15 protein-coding genes are annotated in these 17,130 nt (G+C 59.3%); 9 read left to right on the forward strand and 6 right to left on the reverse strand.

The features are described 5' to 3' along the window. The first annotated feature begins 40 nt into the window (after window positions 1-40). The 3 genes from ACP7E4_RS25910 to ACP7E4_RS25920 are packed head-to-tail and all read left to right on the forward strand — an operon-like array spanning window position 41 to window position 5,330. Complete coding sequence (locus ACP7E4_RS25910) at window positions 41-1,174, forward strand: efflux RND transporter periplasmic adaptor subunit (RefSeq protein ID WP_426118578.1); 1,134 nt, start codon at window positions 41-43, stop codon at window positions 1,172-1,174. Beyond that, window positions 1,171-2,238 (forward strand): efflux RND transporter periplasmic adaptor subunit, encoded by a 1,068-nt coding sequence (locus ACP7E4_RS25915; RefSeq protein WP_426118579.1) that lies wholly within the window; start codon window positions 1,171-1,173, stop codon window positions 2,236-2,238. Before ACP7E4_RS25910 ends, ACP7E4_RS25915 begins: the two co-directional genes overlap by 4 nt. Beyond that, window positions 2,235-5,330 (forward strand): efflux RND transporter permease subunit, encoded by a 3,096-nt coding sequence (locus ACP7E4_RS25920; RefSeq protein WP_426118580.1) that lies wholly within the window; start codon window positions 2,235-2,237, stop codon window positions 5,328-5,330. The genes ACP7E4_RS25915 and ACP7E4_RS25920 overlap by 4 nt, the downstream gene beginning before the upstream one ends. Window positions 5,331-5,380: 50 nt before the next feature. Here ACP7E4_RS25920 and ACP7E4_RS25925 read toward each other — a convergent pair whose 3' ends face one another. Beyond that, the gene (locus ACP7E4_RS25925) at window positions 5,381-5,827 is read right to left on the reverse strand and encodes a hypothetical protein (RefSeq protein WP_426118582.1); all 447 of its coding nucleotides are present in this window, start codon (window positions 5,825-5,827) and stop codon (window positions 5,381-5,383) included. A 313-nt stretch (window positions 5,828-6,140) separates the two neighbouring features. Here ACP7E4_RS25925 and ACP7E4_RS25930 point away from each other — a divergent pair, with 313 nt between their 5' ends. Both ACP7E4_RS25930 and ACP7E4_RS25935 read left to right on the forward strand, forming a co-directional pair. Then, window positions 6,141-8,069: a RecQ family ATP-dependent DNA helicase gene (locus ACP7E4_RS25930; RefSeq protein WP_426118583.1), complete on the forward strand. Its 1,929-nt coding sequence runs from the start codon at window positions 6,141-6,143 to the stop codon at window positions 8,067-8,069. Window positions 8,070-8,191: 122 nt separating this feature from the next. Next, a complete protein-coding gene (locus ACP7E4_RS25935; protein WP_426118584.1) occupies window positions 8,192-8,623 on the forward strand; it encodes an acyl-CoA thioesterase in 432 nt (143 codons plus the stop codon). Between the two features lie 57 nt (window positions 8,624-8,680). Here ACP7E4_RS25935 and ACP7E4_RS25940 read toward each other — a convergent pair whose 3' ends face one another. Beyond that, entirely contained in the window at window positions 8,681-9,166 is a 486-nt protein-coding gene (locus ACP7E4_RS25940) for a YMGG-like glycine zipper-containing protein (RefSeq protein WP_065835246.1), read from the reverse strand. A gap of 411 nt (window positions 9,167-9,577) precedes the next feature. Between ACP7E4_RS25940 and ACP7E4_RS25945 the strand changes: the two genes are divergently transcribed. Beyond that, a complete protein-coding gene (locus ACP7E4_RS25945) occupies window positions 9,578-9,847 on the forward strand; it encodes a hypothetical protein (RefSeq protein ID WP_426118585.1) in 270 nt (89 codons plus the stop codon). 48 nt (window positions 9,848-9,895) lie between these two features. Here the strand turns inward: ACP7E4_RS25945 and ACP7E4_RS25950 are convergent, their stop codons facing one another. From ACP7E4_RS25950 to ACP7E4_RS25960, 3 genes are all read right to left on the reverse strand, one after another. Next, window positions 9,896-12,226 carry an FdhF/YdeP family oxidoreductase gene (locus ACP7E4_RS25950; protein WP_426118620.1) on the reverse strand — a complete coding sequence of 777 codons (2,331 nt, stop codon included), beginning with the start codon at window positions 12,224-12,226 and terminating at the stop codon, window positions 9,896-9,898. A gap of 2 nt (window positions 12,227-12,228) precedes the next feature. After that, window positions 12,229-13,068: a formate dehydrogenase accessory sulfurtransferase FdhD gene (fdhD, locus tag ACP7E4_RS25955; RefSeq protein ID WP_426118586.1), complete on the reverse strand. Its 840-nt coding sequence runs from the start codon at window positions 13,066-13,068 to the stop codon at window positions 12,229-12,231. Window positions 13,069-13,168: 100 nt separating this feature from the next. Then, window positions 13,169-14,056, reverse strand: a complete 888-nt coding sequence (locus ACP7E4_RS25960) for a LysR family transcriptional regulator (RefSeq protein ID WP_426118588.1) — start codon at window positions 14,054-14,056, stop codon at window positions 13,169-13,171. A 151-nt stretch (window positions 14,057-14,207) separates the two neighbouring features. Here ACP7E4_RS25960 and lysM point away from each other — a divergent pair, with 151 nt between their 5' ends. Further along, on the forward strand, window positions 14,208-14,657 hold the full coding sequence (lysM, locus tag ACP7E4_RS25965; protein ID WP_426118589.1) for a peptidoglycan-binding protein LysM: 450 nt from the start codon (window positions 14,208-14,210) through the stop codon (window positions 14,655-14,657). 115 nt (window positions 14,658-14,772) lie between these two features. Here lysM and yrfG read toward each other — a convergent pair whose 3' ends face one another. Beyond that, window positions 14,773-15,435, reverse strand: a complete 663-nt coding sequence (gene yrfG, locus ACP7E4_RS25970) for a GMP/IMP nucleotidase (protein WP_426118590.1) — start codon at window positions 15,433-15,435, stop codon at window positions 14,773-14,775. A 96-nt stretch (window positions 15,436-15,531) separates the two neighbouring features. On the opposite strand from yrfG, the gene nudE reads away from it, so the two are divergent. Both nudE and cysQ read left to right on the forward strand, forming a co-directional pair. Continuing rightward, window positions 15,532-16,098, forward strand: coding sequence for an ADP compounds hydrolase NudE (gene nudE, locus ACP7E4_RS25975; RefSeq protein ID WP_331149032.1), 567 nt, complete (start codon window positions 15,532-15,534; stop codon window positions 16,096-16,098). After that, window positions 16,095-16,937 carry a 3'(2'),5'-bisphosphate nucleotidase CysQ gene (gene cysQ, locus ACP7E4_RS25980; protein WP_426118591.1) on the forward strand — a complete coding sequence of 281 codons (843 nt, stop codon included), beginning with the start codon at window positions 16,095-16,097 and terminating at the stop codon, window positions 16,935-16,937. Before nudE ends, cysQ begins: the two co-directional genes overlap by 4 nt. Window positions 16,938-17,130 lie beyond the last annotated feature (193 nt).

Raw genomic sequence — 17,130 nt, forward strand, 5'->3', positions numbered from 1 at the left:
CTTTTCAGGGGCGCGCCCGGCATCCGCAAAAGGAGTCTGCATGCCTGCTTCCCCTTCAAGACCCGCCCTTTCGAAACTGGCCATTCTCGGACTGACCCTGTCGTTCGTGCTGTTGGGCGGGTGTGGTGAAGACAGGCCATTGGAGCCGAAGCTGCCACGCGTGCGCGTGCAGCAGGTTCAGACGATGGATTTTGCCGCCAAGGTTGCGCTGACTGGCGATATTCAGGCGCGGGTACAAACCCAGCTTTCGTTCCGGGTTGGCGGCAAGATCATCCAGCGCATGGTGGATGTGGGCGCCCGGGTGACTGCCCGTCAGGTCCTGGCCAGGCTTGATCCCAAGGATTTGCAGACCAATGTTGATTCAGCCACTGCCGAAGTTGCCGCGCAACAGGCGCGAGTGACGCAGACCAGCGCCGCGTTCGTGCGTCAGGAAAAACTGCTGCCCAAGGGTTACACCAGTCGCAGCGAATACGATTCAGCCCAAGCGGCGCTGCGCAGCAGCCAGAGCGCGTTGAAAGCCGCTCAGGCGCAACTGGCCAACGCCCGGGAGCAACTGGGTTACACCGCGCTGATCGCCGACGCGCCTGGCGTGATTACCGCGCGCCAGGCGGAAGTCGGGCAAGTGGTACAGGCCACCATGCCGATTTTCGGTCTGGCGCGCGATGGAGAGCGCGATGCGGTATTCAACGTGTATGAATCTCTCTTCATCGAGCCACCCACGGGTCGCGAGGTGCAGGTGACGTTACTCGACAATCCGCAGATCAAGGCCAGCGGCAAGGTGCGCGAAGTGACGCCTGCGGTGTCTGCCGAAACCGGCACGTTGCAAGTGAAAATCGCCCTGAGCCAACTGCCGGTCGGCATGGATCTGGGTTCGGTGGTCAGCGTGGCGTTGAGCGCGCCGGGCAAGGCCAGTGTTGAATTGCCATGGGCGGCGCTGACCAAGGGCCTGGGCGAGCAATTGGGCCAGCCAGCGGTGTGGGTAGTGGACGATCAGGGCAAGGTGCAACTGCGTGCGGTTACCGTCGGGCGGTATCTGACGGCCAAGGTGATCATTACCGATGGCCTGCAAGGCGGCGAAAAAGTCGTGGTCGCGGGTGGGCAGTTGTTGCATCCCGACATGCAAGTCGAAGTGGCTGACGCTGAGCAAAAACAGACGGCAGGAACGCAACCATGAAACGTCTTTCCTGCATCCTTTTGGTCAGCCTGCTAAGTGGCTGCGCCAAGGAAGAGCCTGCGCCAGAGCCGGTGCGCCCAGTGGTGTTCGTCGAGGCCAAATCCCTGACCGAAGAGAGTCTGGGACGCTTTGCCGGCAATATTGAAGCCCGCTATGAAAGCACGCTGGGCTTCCGCGTCGGTGGACGCATTGCCCGGCGCAACGTCGATGTCGGCAGTGAAGTGGAGAAGGGCGCCTTGCTCGCCACGCTTGACCCTACCGATCAACAGAACAACGTGCGCGCCAGTCAGGGCGATCTGGCCCGGATCGAGGCGCAGTGGATCAACACCCAGGCCAATGCGCGTCGCCAGCAGGAATTATTTGACCGTGGCGTGGGTGCGCAAGCGCAGTTGGATATCGCGCTGACGGATCTGAAAACCACCGGCTCCTCTCTCGCACAGGCCCGCGCAGCGTTGCGTCAGGCGCAGGATCAGCTCAGCTACAGCGAGCTGCGCTCCGATCACGCTGCCGTGGTCACCCGTTGGCAAGTCGAAGCGGGGCAGGTGGTGACCGCCGGACAGGAAGTCGTCACCCTGGCGCGCCCGGACATCAAGGAAGCGGTGATTGATTTGCCCGCGACGCTGGCCGAACAACTGCCGTCGGGCGTCGAATTCAAGGTTGCCAGCCAGCTTGACCCGATTATCAGCACCACCGCTACGTTGCGGGAAATAGAACCTCAGGCCGAGCGCTCGACCCGCACCCGTCGCGCGCGCCTGACCCTGACCGACACGCCCGCAGCATTTCGCCTCGGTACGGCAATCAGCGTCAGCCTCAGTTCGACCATCGCGTCGCGTACCGAGCTGCCGATCAATGCGCTACAGGAGGTCGACGGCAAGACGCAAATCTGGATCGTCGACATGCAGAGCCAGACCGTCAACCCGCGTGCAGTCAATGTCGTGAGTCGCAGCAATGGCTCGTTTGTGCTGAGCAACGGTGTCAATCCGGGCGAACGCGTGGTCAGTGCTGGCGTCAACAGCCTCAAACCCGGTCAGAAAGTCAAAGTCGATAAGGAAAGCCCGCGATGAAAGGGAATTTCAACCTGTCCGAATGGGCCATCAAGCACCAGTCGTTTGTCTGGTACCTGATGTTCGTTGCGCTGCTGATGGGGGTTTTTTCGTACATCAATCTGGGCCGCGAAGAAGACCCGTCCTTCACCATCAAGACCATGGTCGTACAAACCCGTTGGCCGGGCGCGACGGTGGACGAAACCCTGGAGCAGGTCACCGACCGCATCGAGAAAAAGCTCGAAGAGCTGGACTCGCTGGACTACGTGAAAAGCTACACGCGACCCGGTGAGTCGACGATTCTGGTCAACTTGCGTGACACCACCGACGCCAAGGCGATTCCGGAAATCTGGTACCAGGTGCGCAAAAAGATCGACGACATCCGCAGCCAATTCCCCCAAGGCATGCAGGGCCCGTTTTTCAATGACGAATTCGGCGATGTGTACGGCTCGATCTATGCCTTCACCGCCGATGGCTTCTCCATGCGTCAGCTGCGCGATTATGTGGAACAAGTCAGGACCGAAATTCGTGAAGTGCCGGGGCTCGGCAAGGTCGAGATGATTGGCCAGCAGGACGAAGTGCTGTACCTGAATTTCTCCACGCGCAAACTTGCAGCGCTGGGCCTGGACCAGCGTCAGGTGGTGCAAAGCCTGCAATCGCAAAACGCCGTGACCCCGGCTGGCGTGATTGAAGCCGGGCCGGAGCGGATTTCCGTGCGCACCTCCGGGCAGTTCGCCTCGGAGAAGGATCTGGAAACCGTCAACCTGCGTCTCAACGACCGTTTTTATCGCCTCAGTGACATCGCGGAAATCTCTCGCGGCTACACCGATCCGCCGAAACCGCTGTTCCGCTTCAACGGCAAGCCCGCCATCGGCCTGGCGATTGCCATGAAGAAGGGCGGCAATATCCAGGACTTCGGCAAGGCCCTGCACCAGCGCATGACCGATGCCACGGCGGATTTGCCGGTGGGCGTCGGCGTACACAACGTGTCGGATCAGGCCGAAGTGGTTGAGAAAGCCGTCGGCGGATTCACCAGTGCGCTGTTTGAAGCCGTGGTGATCGTGCTGATTGTCAGCTTCGTCAGCCTCGGCGTGCGCGCCGGTCTGGTCGTGGCGTGTTCGATCCCGCTGGTGCTGGCGATGGTCTTCGTGTTCATGGAGTACAGCGGCATTACCATGCAGCGTATTTCCCTTGGCGCACTGATCATTGCCCTAGGCCTGTTGGTAGACGACGCGATGATCACCGTGGAGATGATGGTCACGCGCCTGGAACTGGGCGAGACCAAGGAGCAGGCGGCGACCTTTGCTTACACCTCGACGGCCTTTCCAATGCTGACCGGGACGCTGGTGACCGTGGCTGGCTTCGTGCCCATTGGCCTCAACGCCAGTTCGGCGGGGGAATACACCTTCACGCTGTTCGCGGTGATCGCCGTGGCCATGCTGGTTTCCTGGGTGGTCGCGGTGCTGTTCGCGCCGGTGATCGGCGTGCATATCCTCAGCACCAACCTCAAGAAAAAACCTGAGAAAGAAGGCCGCATCGCACGAGGTTTCAACAGCAGCATGCTCTGGGCGATGCGCCATCGCTGGCTGACCATCATCATTACCGTGCTGTTGTTCGTTGGCGCAGTGTTCTCCATGCAGTTTGTGCAGAACCAGTTTTTCCCGTCCTCGGATCGGCCGGAAATCCTCGTCGACCTGAACCTGCCGCAGAACGCCTCGATCAACGAAACCATCAAGGCAGTCGACCGTTTCGAAGCGACGCTCAAGGACGATCCGGACATCGTGCGCTGGAGCACCTACATCGGTCAGGGCGCACTGCGCTTTTATCTGCCGCTGGATCAGCAGCTGGAAAACCCGTTCTACGCCCAGTTGGTGATCGTCAGCAAAGGCCTGGAAGAGCGCGGCGCACTCAGCGAGCGCTTGAATAAACGGCTGCGTGACGAATTCGTCGGCATCGGCAGCTACGTGCAAGCGCTGGAAATGGGGCCGCCGGTGGGGCGTCCGCTGCAATACCGGGTCAGTGGGGAAAACATCGACAAAGTGCGTCAGCACGCCATCGAACTGGCCACGTTGCTGGACAACAATCCTCATGTCGGCGAGATGATTTACGACTGGAACGAGCCGGGCAAAGTCCTGCGTATCGACATCAATCAGGACAAGGCGCGCCAGCTTGGCTTGTCCTCCGAAGACGTCGCGCAATTGATGAACAGCGTGGTCAGCGGCTCGGCGGTGACTCAGGTGCGCGATGACATCTATCTGATCAACGTCGTGGGGCGTGCCGAAGATGCCGAACGCGGCTCGCCGGAAACCCTGCAAAACCTGCAGATCGTCACGCCCGGCGGCACGTCGATTCCGTTGCTGGCGTTTGCCACTGTGCGTTATGAAATGGAGCAGCCGTTGGTCTGGCGCCGCGACCGCAAGCCGACCATCACCGTGAAAGCCGCTGTGGCTGACGATATGCAGCCCACCGATCTGGTCAAAAAGCTCAAGCCGGAGATCGACAAGTTCAGCGCGGGTTTGCCTGCCGGTTACAAAGTGGCGACTGGCGGCACCGTGGAAGAGAGCAGCAAGGCGCAAGGCCCGATCGCCAGCGTCGTGCCGTTGATGATCTTCCTGATGGCGACGTTCCTGATGATCCAGTTGCACAGCGTGCAGAAGATGTTCCTGGTGGCCAGCGTCGCGCCATTGGGTTTGATTGGTGTGGTGTTGGCGCTGATTCCCACGGGAACGCCCATGGGCTTTGTGGCGATTCTCGGGATTCTGGCGCTGATCGGCATCATCATTCGCAACTCGGTGATTCTGGTCACGCAGATCAATATCTACGAAAACGACGGCTATCTGCCGTGGGACGCAGTGGCTCAGGCGACCCAGCACCGACGTCGCCCGATCCTGCTCACCGCAGCGGCCGCGAGCCTGGGCATGATCCCGATTGCCCGGGAAGTGTTCTGGGGGCCGATGGCCTACGCGATGATCGGCGGCATCATCATCGCCACCCTGCTGACGCTGCTGTTTTTACCGGCGTTGTATGTGGCGTGGTATCGGATCAAGGAGCCGTCGGACAAGGATCGCGAGCAAGCCAAATCCGATGAAAATGTTCCACAGCCATCGAGCTGAACAGTGAATGCCCGATCCTTCAAGGATCGGGCATTTTGCTGGGCGGTCGCTTATGCGTCGGGTTCTTCGGTCAGCGTGAAGTTAGAGAACCACATGGATCTGTCCAGGCCGTCGGGTACATCTGGAACTGACGCGCCTGCTGTCACAAAGCAATTCAGCAGAGATATCGGAAAATAAAGGCGCGTGCTAACTTTTTTCCATTCGTTTGTGGCCAATCCCGGTACGGGCGAGACTTGTGGAGGTCCTTCACTCGGCACACCGCCAACGGCAACCACATACACAGCCCGGTCGACGTCCTGGTCACTACGTACCTCAAACTCTATGCGCATTGTTTTGCCTGGCAGATCAGGGATGGATTGTAGGATGTTGCACCCAACGGGCACGTAAATGCAGTTACCTTTTTGATACGGTTCGAAGCGCAGAGCAAATTCGCTATCTTGTGTCCAATATTTGAATTCGTTAATGAAATTTCCGTTTTTGATGTATTCAGTAGCCATGATCATTTTCCTTTTTGATCAGTGAAGTATTGACTGCTATCGGATCTGGAAATGGTTACTGCCAGACCTATGTCAGCTTATGCCGGTTTGTTACGGCGCGGTACTGTCAGAAGTTACAGTAACGAAGCGGACGTAATACGGGTTGCTTCCTTGTGTCAATGCCAACACCGGCTCCATCGGAATCTTTGCTGCCCTTCAAACGGCCTGTTGTCTGTATCCTGCAATTCAATTCAGTAACGGTTTACTCCTTCCACGGGTACAACCTGCGGGCTATGGTTTCACACCCAATAGCCGTCAATGGAGTGGCCGCTTTATGTACAAGACGCTTGAGCAGGTTTTCGGTTATCCACAGTTTCGCGCCGGCCAGGAAGCGGCGATCAGCGCCGTGCTGGCAGGGCGTTCGGCAGCGGCGATTTTCCCCACTGGGTCCGGTAAATCGCTGTGTTATCAGTTGCCGGCGTTGTTGTTGCCGCACCTGACGCTGGTGGTCTCGCCGTTGCTGGCGCTGATTCAGGACCAGCTGGCATTCCTGCAACGTCACGGCATTGCGGCGGCGAGCATTGATTCGGCGCAAAGCCGCGACGAGGTGGCGAAGGTCATGGCGCGGGCGCGGTCCGGCGAGCTGAAAATCCTGATGATCTCGGTCGAGCGTCTGAAGAACGAGCGCTTCCGGCACTTCATCACCCAGGTACCGATTTCCCTGCTGGTGGTGGACGAAGCGCACTGTATTTCCGAATGGGGCCACAACTTTCGTCCGGACTACCTCAAGCTGCCGGACTACCAGCGCGAGTTCAATATCCCGCAAGCCTTGTTGCTGACGGCAACCGCCACGCCGCAAGTGATCGCCGACATGCAGAGCAAATTCGCCATCGCCCCGGACGACGTGGTGACGACGGGCTTTTATCGCGCCAATCTGAATCTGTGGGTTGAACCGGTGAAAGGCGCGGACAAGCGTCGGCGGCTGGTGGAATGGTTAAGCCCCAAGGCGGGCGAGCCGACCATCGTTTATGTCACCCTGCAAAAAACCGCCGAATACATCGCGACGCATTTGCGTCAGAACGGTCTGGAGGCCAGCGCTTATCATGCCGGTTTGCCCCACGATCAGCGTGAGTCGATTCAGAAGCGCTTCATGGGCGGGCAACTCAATTGCATCGTCGCGACCATTGCCTTCGGCATGGGCATCGACAAAAGTGACATCCGCAACGTGGTGCACTTCGATCTACCCAAATCCATCGAAAACTACAGCCAGGAAATCGGCCGAGCCGGGCGTGATGGTGCGCCGTCCGACTGCCTGGTGCTGGCCAATCGCGACAGCCTCAATGTGCTGGAAAACTTCGTCTACGGCGATACGCCGGAGCATGAAGGCATTCGCTGCGTGCTGGAGGATGTGCTGGACGCCATCCCTCAAGGGCAATGGGAATTTCTCTTGGGACCGCTGGCCGATCAGAGCAACATTCGCCAGTTGCCGCTCAAGACGCTATTGGTGCAACTGGAACTGCGCGGGCTTATCGCACCGCGTTACTCGTATTTCGCCGAATATCGCTTCAAGTTTCTCATCGAGCCCGAGGCATTGGTGCAACGCTTTGAAGGCGAACGGCAGCAGTTTGTGCAAGCGTTGATTGATACATCGACGCGGGCGCGAACCTGGGCGACGATCAACTTCGACACTTTGTATCAACAGCATCAGGCCGAGCGCGGGCGCGTGGTCACGGCGCTGGATTACTTTCATGAGAAGGGCTGGATCGAGCTGGAAAGCAAGCAGGTCACCGAGGTGTACAGCGTGCTGGTCAGCGATTTCGATGCCGATGCCTTGAGCGCCGAGCTGCATGAGTACTTCACGCATCACGAAACGACCGAAGTTGCGCGTATTCACGCCATGCTCGATCTGTTTGCCAGTGAGCAATGCCTGAGCCAGCGTCTGGCAGATTATTTCGGTGATCACAAGGCGCCACAGCGTTGCGGGCATTGCTCGGTGTGTCTGGGTAACGTCGCCCGCCTTCCCGAGCCGCCTGCCTTGCCGGGGCTCGAAACGAAGGACTTCCCGCAGTTGTGCGGCGAGTTCATTCGCAAGCACGAGGATTACAAGGACGCAGCGCCTGGCGTTGAATGCCTGACGCGCTTTCTCTGCGGCATCAGCGTGCCCTTATTTACCAAACTCAAGGCCCGCGCCATCGGTGGTTTTGCGGCGTTGGAGGATTATCCGTATGCGCAGGTGCGTGAGTGGGTAAAGGCCAATGGTTGATCGAATTAAACCTGTGGGACCGGCTTTAGCCGGGAAAGCGGCATCACTCACCCAGAGAGGTCCGCAGACTGTCTCGGCCTCTTCGCGGGCAAGCCTCGCTCCAACGGTTAACAGGAGCTTCTATGACTGACACGACCCCGCAACGCACCGACTACCGCCACTTCCAGCCCATCACCACCCGCTGGCATGACAACGATATCTACGGCCATGTGAACAACGTGACCTACTACAGCTTCTTCGACACTACGGTAAATACCTACCTCATCGAACGCGGCGGGCTGGATATTCATGACGGTGCGGTGGTGGGATTTGTGGTGAGTTCTTCGTGCGATTACTTCGCGTCGATTGCCTACCCGGATCTGATCGAAGTCGGCCTGCGCGTGGCGAAACTGGGTAACAGCTCGGTGCAATATGAGCTGGCGGTATTCAAGGTGGGCGAGGATGACGCTTGTGCGGCAGGCCGCTTTGTTCATGTATTCGTGGATCGGGCGTCGAATCTGCCGGTAGCGCTGCCTGACGCGCTGCGCGAAGCGTTGCAGGTGTTGGCCGTCTGAATGCAACACGGGCCGCTTCAAGAGCGGCCCGTGCTGGATAACGCGTTAACTGATCAATTAACGGTGACGATAGTCGCGATGGTTTTTGCGGTGACCGTAAGCGTGACCGCGCGGGCCATGACCACGATCATAGTGGCGGCGATCATCGCCACGGTAGCGACGATCCGAACGCTCGTCGTTGCGGCTTTCGTTGCCCATGTAGTTACCCAGCGCACCACCCGCGCCGCCACCTGCGGCTGCGCCGACCAGGCTGCCGGTGTTACCGCCGACGCTACGGCCGATCACGTTACCGCCTGCTGCGCCCAGACCGCCACCGATGGCGGCTTCTGTACGGTTACGACGGTCCGCGCCCACGGCCGCGCCACCTGCGCCGCCCAGGCCAGCGCCAATCGCTGCGCCTGTACTGCCGCCAATCTGTTGGCCGACGACTGAACCGAGTACCCCACCCAATGCTCCGCCCACACCGGATTCGAGCGTACCGCCTGCTGAGGCGAAACCACTGGCCAGAGTGAGTGACAACAACAGAATCGAGGAATACTTCATGTAAGGAACCTCATAGGGATGACGGCGCGATCCTGAGGTCAAGTGAAGATTGTGGCAATGTAATTCCGACGAGTAACACGACTGACACACATATCACTAAGTTACTGTTTTCACTAAGGAACTTAAAGGCGTTTTGACAGTCTGAGGTTACTTGATCAAGGCCCGTTTCTCGCGAAACGGGCCTTTTTTTTGGCCTGTTCCGCAGAGACTGATCACGTGGCTGGGCGACAAATTCCTACGCTCAGCAAGGAAGTGGCCTAGGAAGTTTCTGTCAGTCTTCCCTGTTCAGTGCTGCTTTTCCTGTCAGTTTTTTCCGAGAAGCGCGACATCTTACTCTGACCAGAATCACTACAGTTTATGGTTCATGCCACGCAGGGTGGTATGTATGTAGTGACAATAAGGTTCGGATTGATGAGTTGGAAAATCGACAAGCGTTCTGCAAAGTTTGGGCACTTGGGTGTCGCGGCCCAGGCAACGTGGGACAGGTTTCAGAACGCCGTAAACCAGGGGCAGCATCCGACGATCGCCGCCAGGCAAGCCGGTGACACCAATCACAAGGTACTGAATAGCTCTAAAATCGAGCAACATCAGATTCGGCTGAGCTATAGCGATCGAGCCACTTTCCTCGTGGACGACGCCACTCAGACGGTGATGGTATTGCAAGTTGGGGGGCATACCTGAGCGAAGCAATTGCAGCCTGAAGAATGACTTCGTCAGGCTGCAACTCAATCAAACAATCCGCGCCGACTCACTCGCGCGTTCAAGACGAATCGCCACGAACTTCGAGGTTGGCGTGCTGCTGCCGTCGCCGATGCTTTCCAGCGGCACCAGCGGGTTTACTTCCGGGTAATAGGCAGCGGCTTGTCCGGCCGGAATGTCGAAGGCCAGCAGCGTGAAGCCTTTGACGCGACGCTCGCGGTTGTCGCCCCAGATCGAAATCACGTCAGCTTTTTGTCCCGGCTGGAAGCCCAGGCGGATGATGTCGGCTTCGTTGACGAACAACACGTCACGCTGACCTTTGACGCCGCGATAACGGTCGTCCAGGCCATAAATCGTGGTGTTGTACTGATCGTGGGAGCGCATCGATTGCATGATCAGGTCCGGAATCTGCCCGGTTGAGCGCACGCTTTCATGGACCAGATCCAGCGGCAGCACGTTGGCCTTGAAATTGGCGCGCGTGGTTGGCGTGTTCCAGCGACGCGAACCGGCAGAGTTACCAAGGTAGAAACCGCCTGGATTTTTCACCCGTTCGTTGAAGTCCTTGAAGCCGGGAATTGTGTCGGCGATCAGGTCACGAATACGGCTGTAATCTTCCACCAGCCACAGCCAGTCCACCGGTTGCTTGCCCAGCGTCGCGTTGGCGATGCCAGCAATGATGGCCGGTTCGGACTTCATCAATGCAGACAATGGGTCCAGCTGGCCGTTGGAGCCGTGGACCATGCTGAACGAATCTTCCACGGTGACGGCTTGCGGGCCGTTGGCCTGCTTGTCGATGTCGGTGCGGCCGTAGCACGGCAGAATCAGCGCTTCCTTGCCGTGAGTAAGGTGGCTGCGGTTGAGCTTGGTGCTTATCTGTACCGTCAGGTCGCAATTGCCCAGCGCGGCAACGGTGCGGGTGCTGTCCGGCGTGGCTTGGGCAAAGTTACCGCCAAGACCGATGAAGACTTTGGCGCGACCTTCAGCCATGGCATGAATCGCTTCCACCACGTTGTGGCCGTTTTCACGCGGGACTTTGAACTGGAAACGCTTTTCCAGCGCATCCAGGAAGAACGCCGGTGGGCGCTCGTTGATGCCCATGGTGCGGTCGCCTTGCACGTTACTGTGGCCGCGCACCGGGCACAGACCTGCGCCGGGACGGCCAATGTTGCCGCGCAGCAGCATCAGGTTGGCGACTTCCTGAATGGTCGGCACCGAATGGCGATGCTGGGTGATGCCCATCGCCCAGCACATGATCACGTTCTTGCCTTTGGCGTACATGCGCGCCGCTTGCTCGATGTCGCTCAATGGCAAGCCGGACTGCTCGACAATCGATTCCCACGACGTATCGTCGATGGCCGCGAGGTAATCGAGCACGCCGTGCGTGTGTTCGTTGAGGAACGCGTGATCGAAGACCAGCGGTGCATTGGCGGCCTGGGCTTCGCGTTCCCATTGCAGCAGGAACTTGGCCATGCCGCGCAGCAACGCCATGTCGCCGCCCAGATCCGGACGGAAATAAGCGGTGTTGGTCGGACGGTCACCGTTGGTGAGCATCTCGATCGGGTGCTGCGGATTCTGGAACCGTTCCAGGCCACGCTCTTTGAGTGGGTTGACGCAGACCACTTGAGCACCGCGTTTTACCGCCTCACGCAGGGGTTCGAGCATGCGCGGGTGGTTGGTGCCGGGGTTCTGGCCGAGGACGAAAATCGCATCGGCGTGTTCGAAGTCATCGAAGGTTACCGTGCCTTTGCCGACGCCCACGCTTTGGGACAACGCGACGCCGCTGGCTTCGTGGCACATGTTCGAGCAATCGGGGAAGTTGTTGGTGCCGAAGGCGCGCACGAACAGCTGATACAGATAAGCGGCTTCGTTGCTCGCCCGGCCCGAGGTGTAGAACTCGGCCATGTTCGGGCTTGGCAGCGCTTTCAGGTGTTTGGCGATCAGGGCGAACGCGTTGTCCCAGCTGATCGGCTTGTAACGATCACTTTCGGCGTCGTAGGCCATCGGCTCGGTCAGGCGGCCCTGGTATTCAAGCCAGTAGTCACTTTGCTCGCGCAATGCGCTGACGCTGTAGCGGGCGAAGAACGACGCATCGACGCGGCGCTTGGTAGCTTCCCAGTTGACCGCCTTGGCGCCGTTCTCGCAGAACTTGACCATGCCGCTTTCCGGCGAATCACCCCAGGCGCAACCCGGGCAGTCGAATCCGCCGTTCTGGTTGGTCTTGAGCATCATGCGCAGGTTTTTCAGGGCGTTGTCGCTGGACAGCCAGTGATGAGTCACGCTGATCAATGCGCCCCAACCGCCGGCCGCCCCTTTGTACGGCTTGTAGCGCGGGACCGGTTTGTTGTCGGCTTCTTTATGCATGCTCACGCTTGATTCTCCATCGCAGGGCTGTAGACCCGCGGCGCACTGTGCTGCGGCAGGTGAATTAGATTCAGGTTATGACGGCGCGCCCATTGCAGGGCCAGGCCGGTGGGTGACGACAGGCTGACCAGCGTCTGAATGCCAGCGCGCAGGACTTTCTGGATCAACTCCAGGCTGCAACGACTGGTGACAATGGCGGTGCCGCCCGCCATGGGGATTTCCCGGCGTACCAGCGCGCCGATCAATTTATCCAGGGCGTTGTGGCGACCGATATCTTCGCGGCCGAGCAATAGCTGGCCGTGGTTATCCATGAAAATCGCCGCGTGTACCGCGCCGCAATGTTGGCCAAGGGGCTGGAACTCGCCGATGCGCTGGCGCAGGCCGTCCAGCCATTCAATGGGCGGCAACGGCGCGCCGGGCAATACGTTCAATTCGGGTAAGGCTTGCTCTACCGCTTCCACACCGCACAACCCGCAGCCGCTGGTGCCAGCCATCTGGCGGCGTTGCTGTTTAAGGTTCCAGAACGCACGGCTGGCGATCTCAACGTCGGCCTGTTGCGCCGATCCGCAGCCACTGAGTTTGATGTCATAGATTTCGTCGGGCGACGCGACGATGCCGCTGGCCAGGCTGAAACCGACGACGAAATCTTCAAGATCAGTAGGGCTGACCAACATCACAGCCTGGCTGATGCCGTTGAAGGCAATCGCCAAAGCGACCTCTTCGGCCAGATCAGTGCGTGCTGATGCTTCGCGCGAAAGGTTCGAGTAGTTATAAGACTGGCTTGCGTCGGGCGCGGGCGAGTGTTGAGCGGGCGCCGTGCTGACCTTGCGCTTGGCGTGCATGGGAAAGTACCGGCAGAGTGACATCTAGATGACTCTAGCCTAGGCCTCTCGTCCGATAACGTCTAATCGCTTGTTCTGATGCTCCGATAGATGACGTCGATCAATGCTCTTCGCGAATTTTCTGGTATAGGGCCAGGCACGCTTCGGCCAGCGCTGAACGCGGGGCGCTGCGGCGCATGATCAAGCCCAGGCGCGCGAGGGTGCGGGCGTCGTCGATGGGATGCAGGCGCAGGTGTTCGGTGAGGTTCTCCAGCCCGCCGTCCAGCGGCATGATCGCGCAGCAGAAGCCGCCGTGGACTGCTTGCAGCAGTTGATGGACCGCATCGGTCTGCAACAACGGATGCGGTTGCAGGCCGCGACTGTGGAAGTTGTGATCGATGGATTGGCGAAAATGCATACCGCTGGTCAGCAGACCCAACGGCAATTCGATCAGGTCCGCCCAAGTCAGCGCCGGTGTCTTGAAGCTGTAATACCGTTGGTCGTAAAGCAGGCCCATGCGAGTTTCGGCCAGTTCCAGCGCGTCAAAACGCTCGGTATCCAGGCGTTCCAGATACGAAACCCCCAGATCAATGCGGTTGCTCGCCAGTTGCTCAAGGATTTGCTCGGAGCTCAGCGCCGACAGCTCGAACCGCAGGTTCGGGTGTGTTTCGTGCAGGCGTTGCAGCAGGGGCAGCGGGTCGAAGCTCGACAACGGCACCACGCCTAATCGCAGCGTACCGACCAGATTGCCGCGACAGGCGGCAGCTTCGGCCTGCAAGCCGTCGTAGGCCGCCAGCACCGTGCGCGCCCAGGCCAGCACGCGCTCGCCGGGTGCGGTGAACCCTTCAAAGCGCTGGCCGCGATTGACCAGCGGCAGATCCAGTTCTTCTTCAAGGTTGCGCAAGCGCATGGACAAGGTGGGTTGGGTGATGTTGCACCGGGCGGCGGCCTGGCCGAAGTGTCGGGTTTCGTCCAGGGCAATCAGGAATTTTAGTTGTTTGATATCCATCGTCACTCCACTGCGCAATGCAAGCGGCTGATTCTAGCCTGTCGGGCCGTCGGATGGGCGGATGGCAATTAGTCGGAACAAACGGCGAAGGAGCTGGTTCGAACTATCGTTATGTATTCACACCCCCAACGATAAGCATGGAGAAGCATCGATGAGCATTTTCAGTTTTTTGAAGGAAGCCGGCGAAAAGATTCTGGACGCGATCACGCCAGGCGATGCCAACGCTTCCGATGAAGCGTTGAAGAAACACATCTCCGCAGTAGGGCTGGGCAACCCGAACATTCAGACCACAGTTGAAGGCAGTACTGTGACTGTGACCGGTGAAGCGGCCAGTCAGGAAGAGAAAGAAAAGATTCTACTGACGCTGGGCAACATCAGTGGCGTGGAAAAAGTCGACGACCAGATGACCATCGCTGCTGGCGCTGCAATTGTGGCCGTAGCGAGATTCGTCACCGTCGTAAAAGGCGACACCCTCAGCGCTATTTCCAAACGTGAATATGGCGACGCCAACAAGTACCAGAAAATCTTCGATGCCAACAAGCCAATGCTCAAGGATGTGGACAAGATCTATCCGGGGCAGGTGTTGCGGATTCCTGAGTAAACCGTGTGGGAGCGAGCTTGCTCGCGAAGGCATTTATCTGAGCGCTGAAGATGCACGCGATGCTCTGGCCCCTTCGCAAGCAAGCTTGCTCCCACAAGTTCGTGCCAGGCGCTTGCTACAACCCCACAATCAACTCTCGATAATCCTTCACCGCGTCAAATTCCTCGGTGTCTTTCGGGCCTTTCTGGCTGTTGGGTTCGCTGACCGCCAGCAAGTGGGCGATGCCGAAGTTTCGGGCGCTGCGCAGGATGGGCAGCGTGTCGTCGATAAACAGGCTGCGCGTCGGCTCGAAGGCGATATCGGCGTGAAGGGCGTCCCAGAACTGTGGGTTTTCCTTGGGGAAGCCATAGTCATGGGAGCTGATCAGCCGCTCGAAATACGGCGCCAGCTCAATGCGCTCCATCTTCAGCGACAACGAATCGCGATGGGCGTTGGTGATCATGATCACGCGCTTGCCGGCCTGTTTAATGGCGGCCAGAAACGTCTCGGCATCCGGGCGCAAGGCGATCAGGTGCGCGGTTTCCAGTTTCAGCTCGCGGATCGACAGCTTCAGCTCTGCGCTCCAGAAGTCCAGGCAGTACCAATTGAGCGTGCCGGCGTTATTTTCAAACAGCGGTTTCATCTCCAGCAGCGCCATTGCGTGGCTGATGCCGTGTAACTCGGCATAGCGTGCAGGCAAGTGCTGCAGCCAGAAATGTTCGTCGTAATGCAGGTCCAGCAGCGTGCCGTCCATATCCAGCAGAACGGTATCGATGTCGCGCCAAGGCATGGAAGGCATTCGGGGCTCTCGGGTTGATGAATTGCATAAGCATATCCGACACAGACAATCGGAAAAGCCACGGTATAGTACGCCGTCAACGCAAAGGAGCCCGTCATGCGCCAGAAACCCACCGTACTTGCCCGCGAGATCGTCGCCAGTAGCCGCTTGTTCCGCGTCGAAGAGCTGCAGTTGCGCTTTGCCAACGGTGTTGAGCGTACCTACGAACGTCTGGTCGGTCGAGGCACCGGCTACGGCGCGGTCATGATCGTTGCGATGCTGGACGCCGATCACGCGGTGTTGATCGAAGAATATTGCGGCGGCACCGATGAGTACGAGTTGTCGTTGCCCAAGGGCTTGATCGAGCCGGGCGAAGACGTTTTGGCCGCCGCCAACCGCGAGCTCAAGGAAGAAGCCGGTTATGGCGCGCATCAGCTGGAACACTTGACCGAACTGTCGTTGTCGCCTGGCTATATGAGCCAGAAAATCCAGGTGGTGCTGGCCACCGATCTTTACGAAGAGCGCCTGGAGGGCGATGAGCCCGAGCCGATGCGCGTCGATAAGGTCAACCTGCGCGAGCTGTCGAGTCTGATCGAGCATCCGCAGTTCAGCGAAGGTCGAGCCTTGGCTGCGCTGTACCTGGTGCGCGACTTGCTGACTCAGCGAGGCCTGTTCCTGCCATGATCGACACGCTCGACAATTTGCCGCATCCGCTGCTCGCACCGGTGATCAGACTGGCCCGGCTGGCGGGTGAAGTCATCCTGCCGTACTGGCGCGCCAACGTCACCGTGACTTCCAAGGCCGACGATTCTCCGGTCACCGCCGCCGACCTGGCTGCGCACCATTTGCTGGTCGAAGGCTTGCAGGCGCTGGCACCGGACATTCACGTGCTGTCCGAAGAAGACGCCGACATCCCGCTGAGCGAGCGTGCCAGTTGGGAACGCTGGTGGCTGGTTGATCCGCTGGATGGCACCAAAGAGTTTATTTCCGGCAGCGAAGAATTCACCGTCAACGTCGCTTTGATCGAACGCGGTCGCGTGGTGTTCGGCGTGGTGTCGATGCCCACCAACAACCGCTGCTACTTTGGCGGCGCGGGGCTGGGCGCCTGGCGCAGCGACGATGACGACCATATCTCGCCGATCAGCGTGCGCACCGAGCCGGGTGAAGGCCACGATTTCACGGTGGTCGCCAGCCGCCGCCACACCAGCGCCGAACAGGAGCGCCTGCTGGCCGGGCTGTCTGCTGCGGTGGGGCATCTGCACTTGACCAATATCGGCAGCTCGCTGAAATTCTGCCTGCTGGCCGAAGGCGCTGCCGACTGCTATCCGCGCCTGGCCCCGACCTCGCAATGGGACACGGCTGCTGCCCAAGGCGTGCTGGAAGGCGCGGGCGGAGAAGTGGTGGAGTTGTCCGGCGAAGCGTTCAGTTACCCGGCGCGGGAATCACTGCTGAACCCGTTCTTCCTGGCGCTGCCCGCCAAGGCGGCGTGGCGCGAGAAGCTGCTGGATCTGGCGCGCTCGTGATTGGGTTCGTTGGAGGCTTGCCCGCGAAGGCAGTATTTCAGGTTCGAATAAATATCTGATTCGACCGATTTTTCGCGAGCAAGCTCGCTCCCACAAGACCGCGATCTGGCCGATACCCCGTTTTGGTAGGTTGAGCACGATCCTGTGGGAGCGTTCGGAGGTTACGACGGCCGCGAAGCGATGTTTCAGGCAG

This window comes from Pseudomonas sp. DSP3-2-3 (genome assembly GCF_049898225.1).
GTDB lineage: Bacteria > Pseudomonadota > Gammaproteobacteria > Pseudomonadales > Pseudomonadaceae > Aquipseudomonas.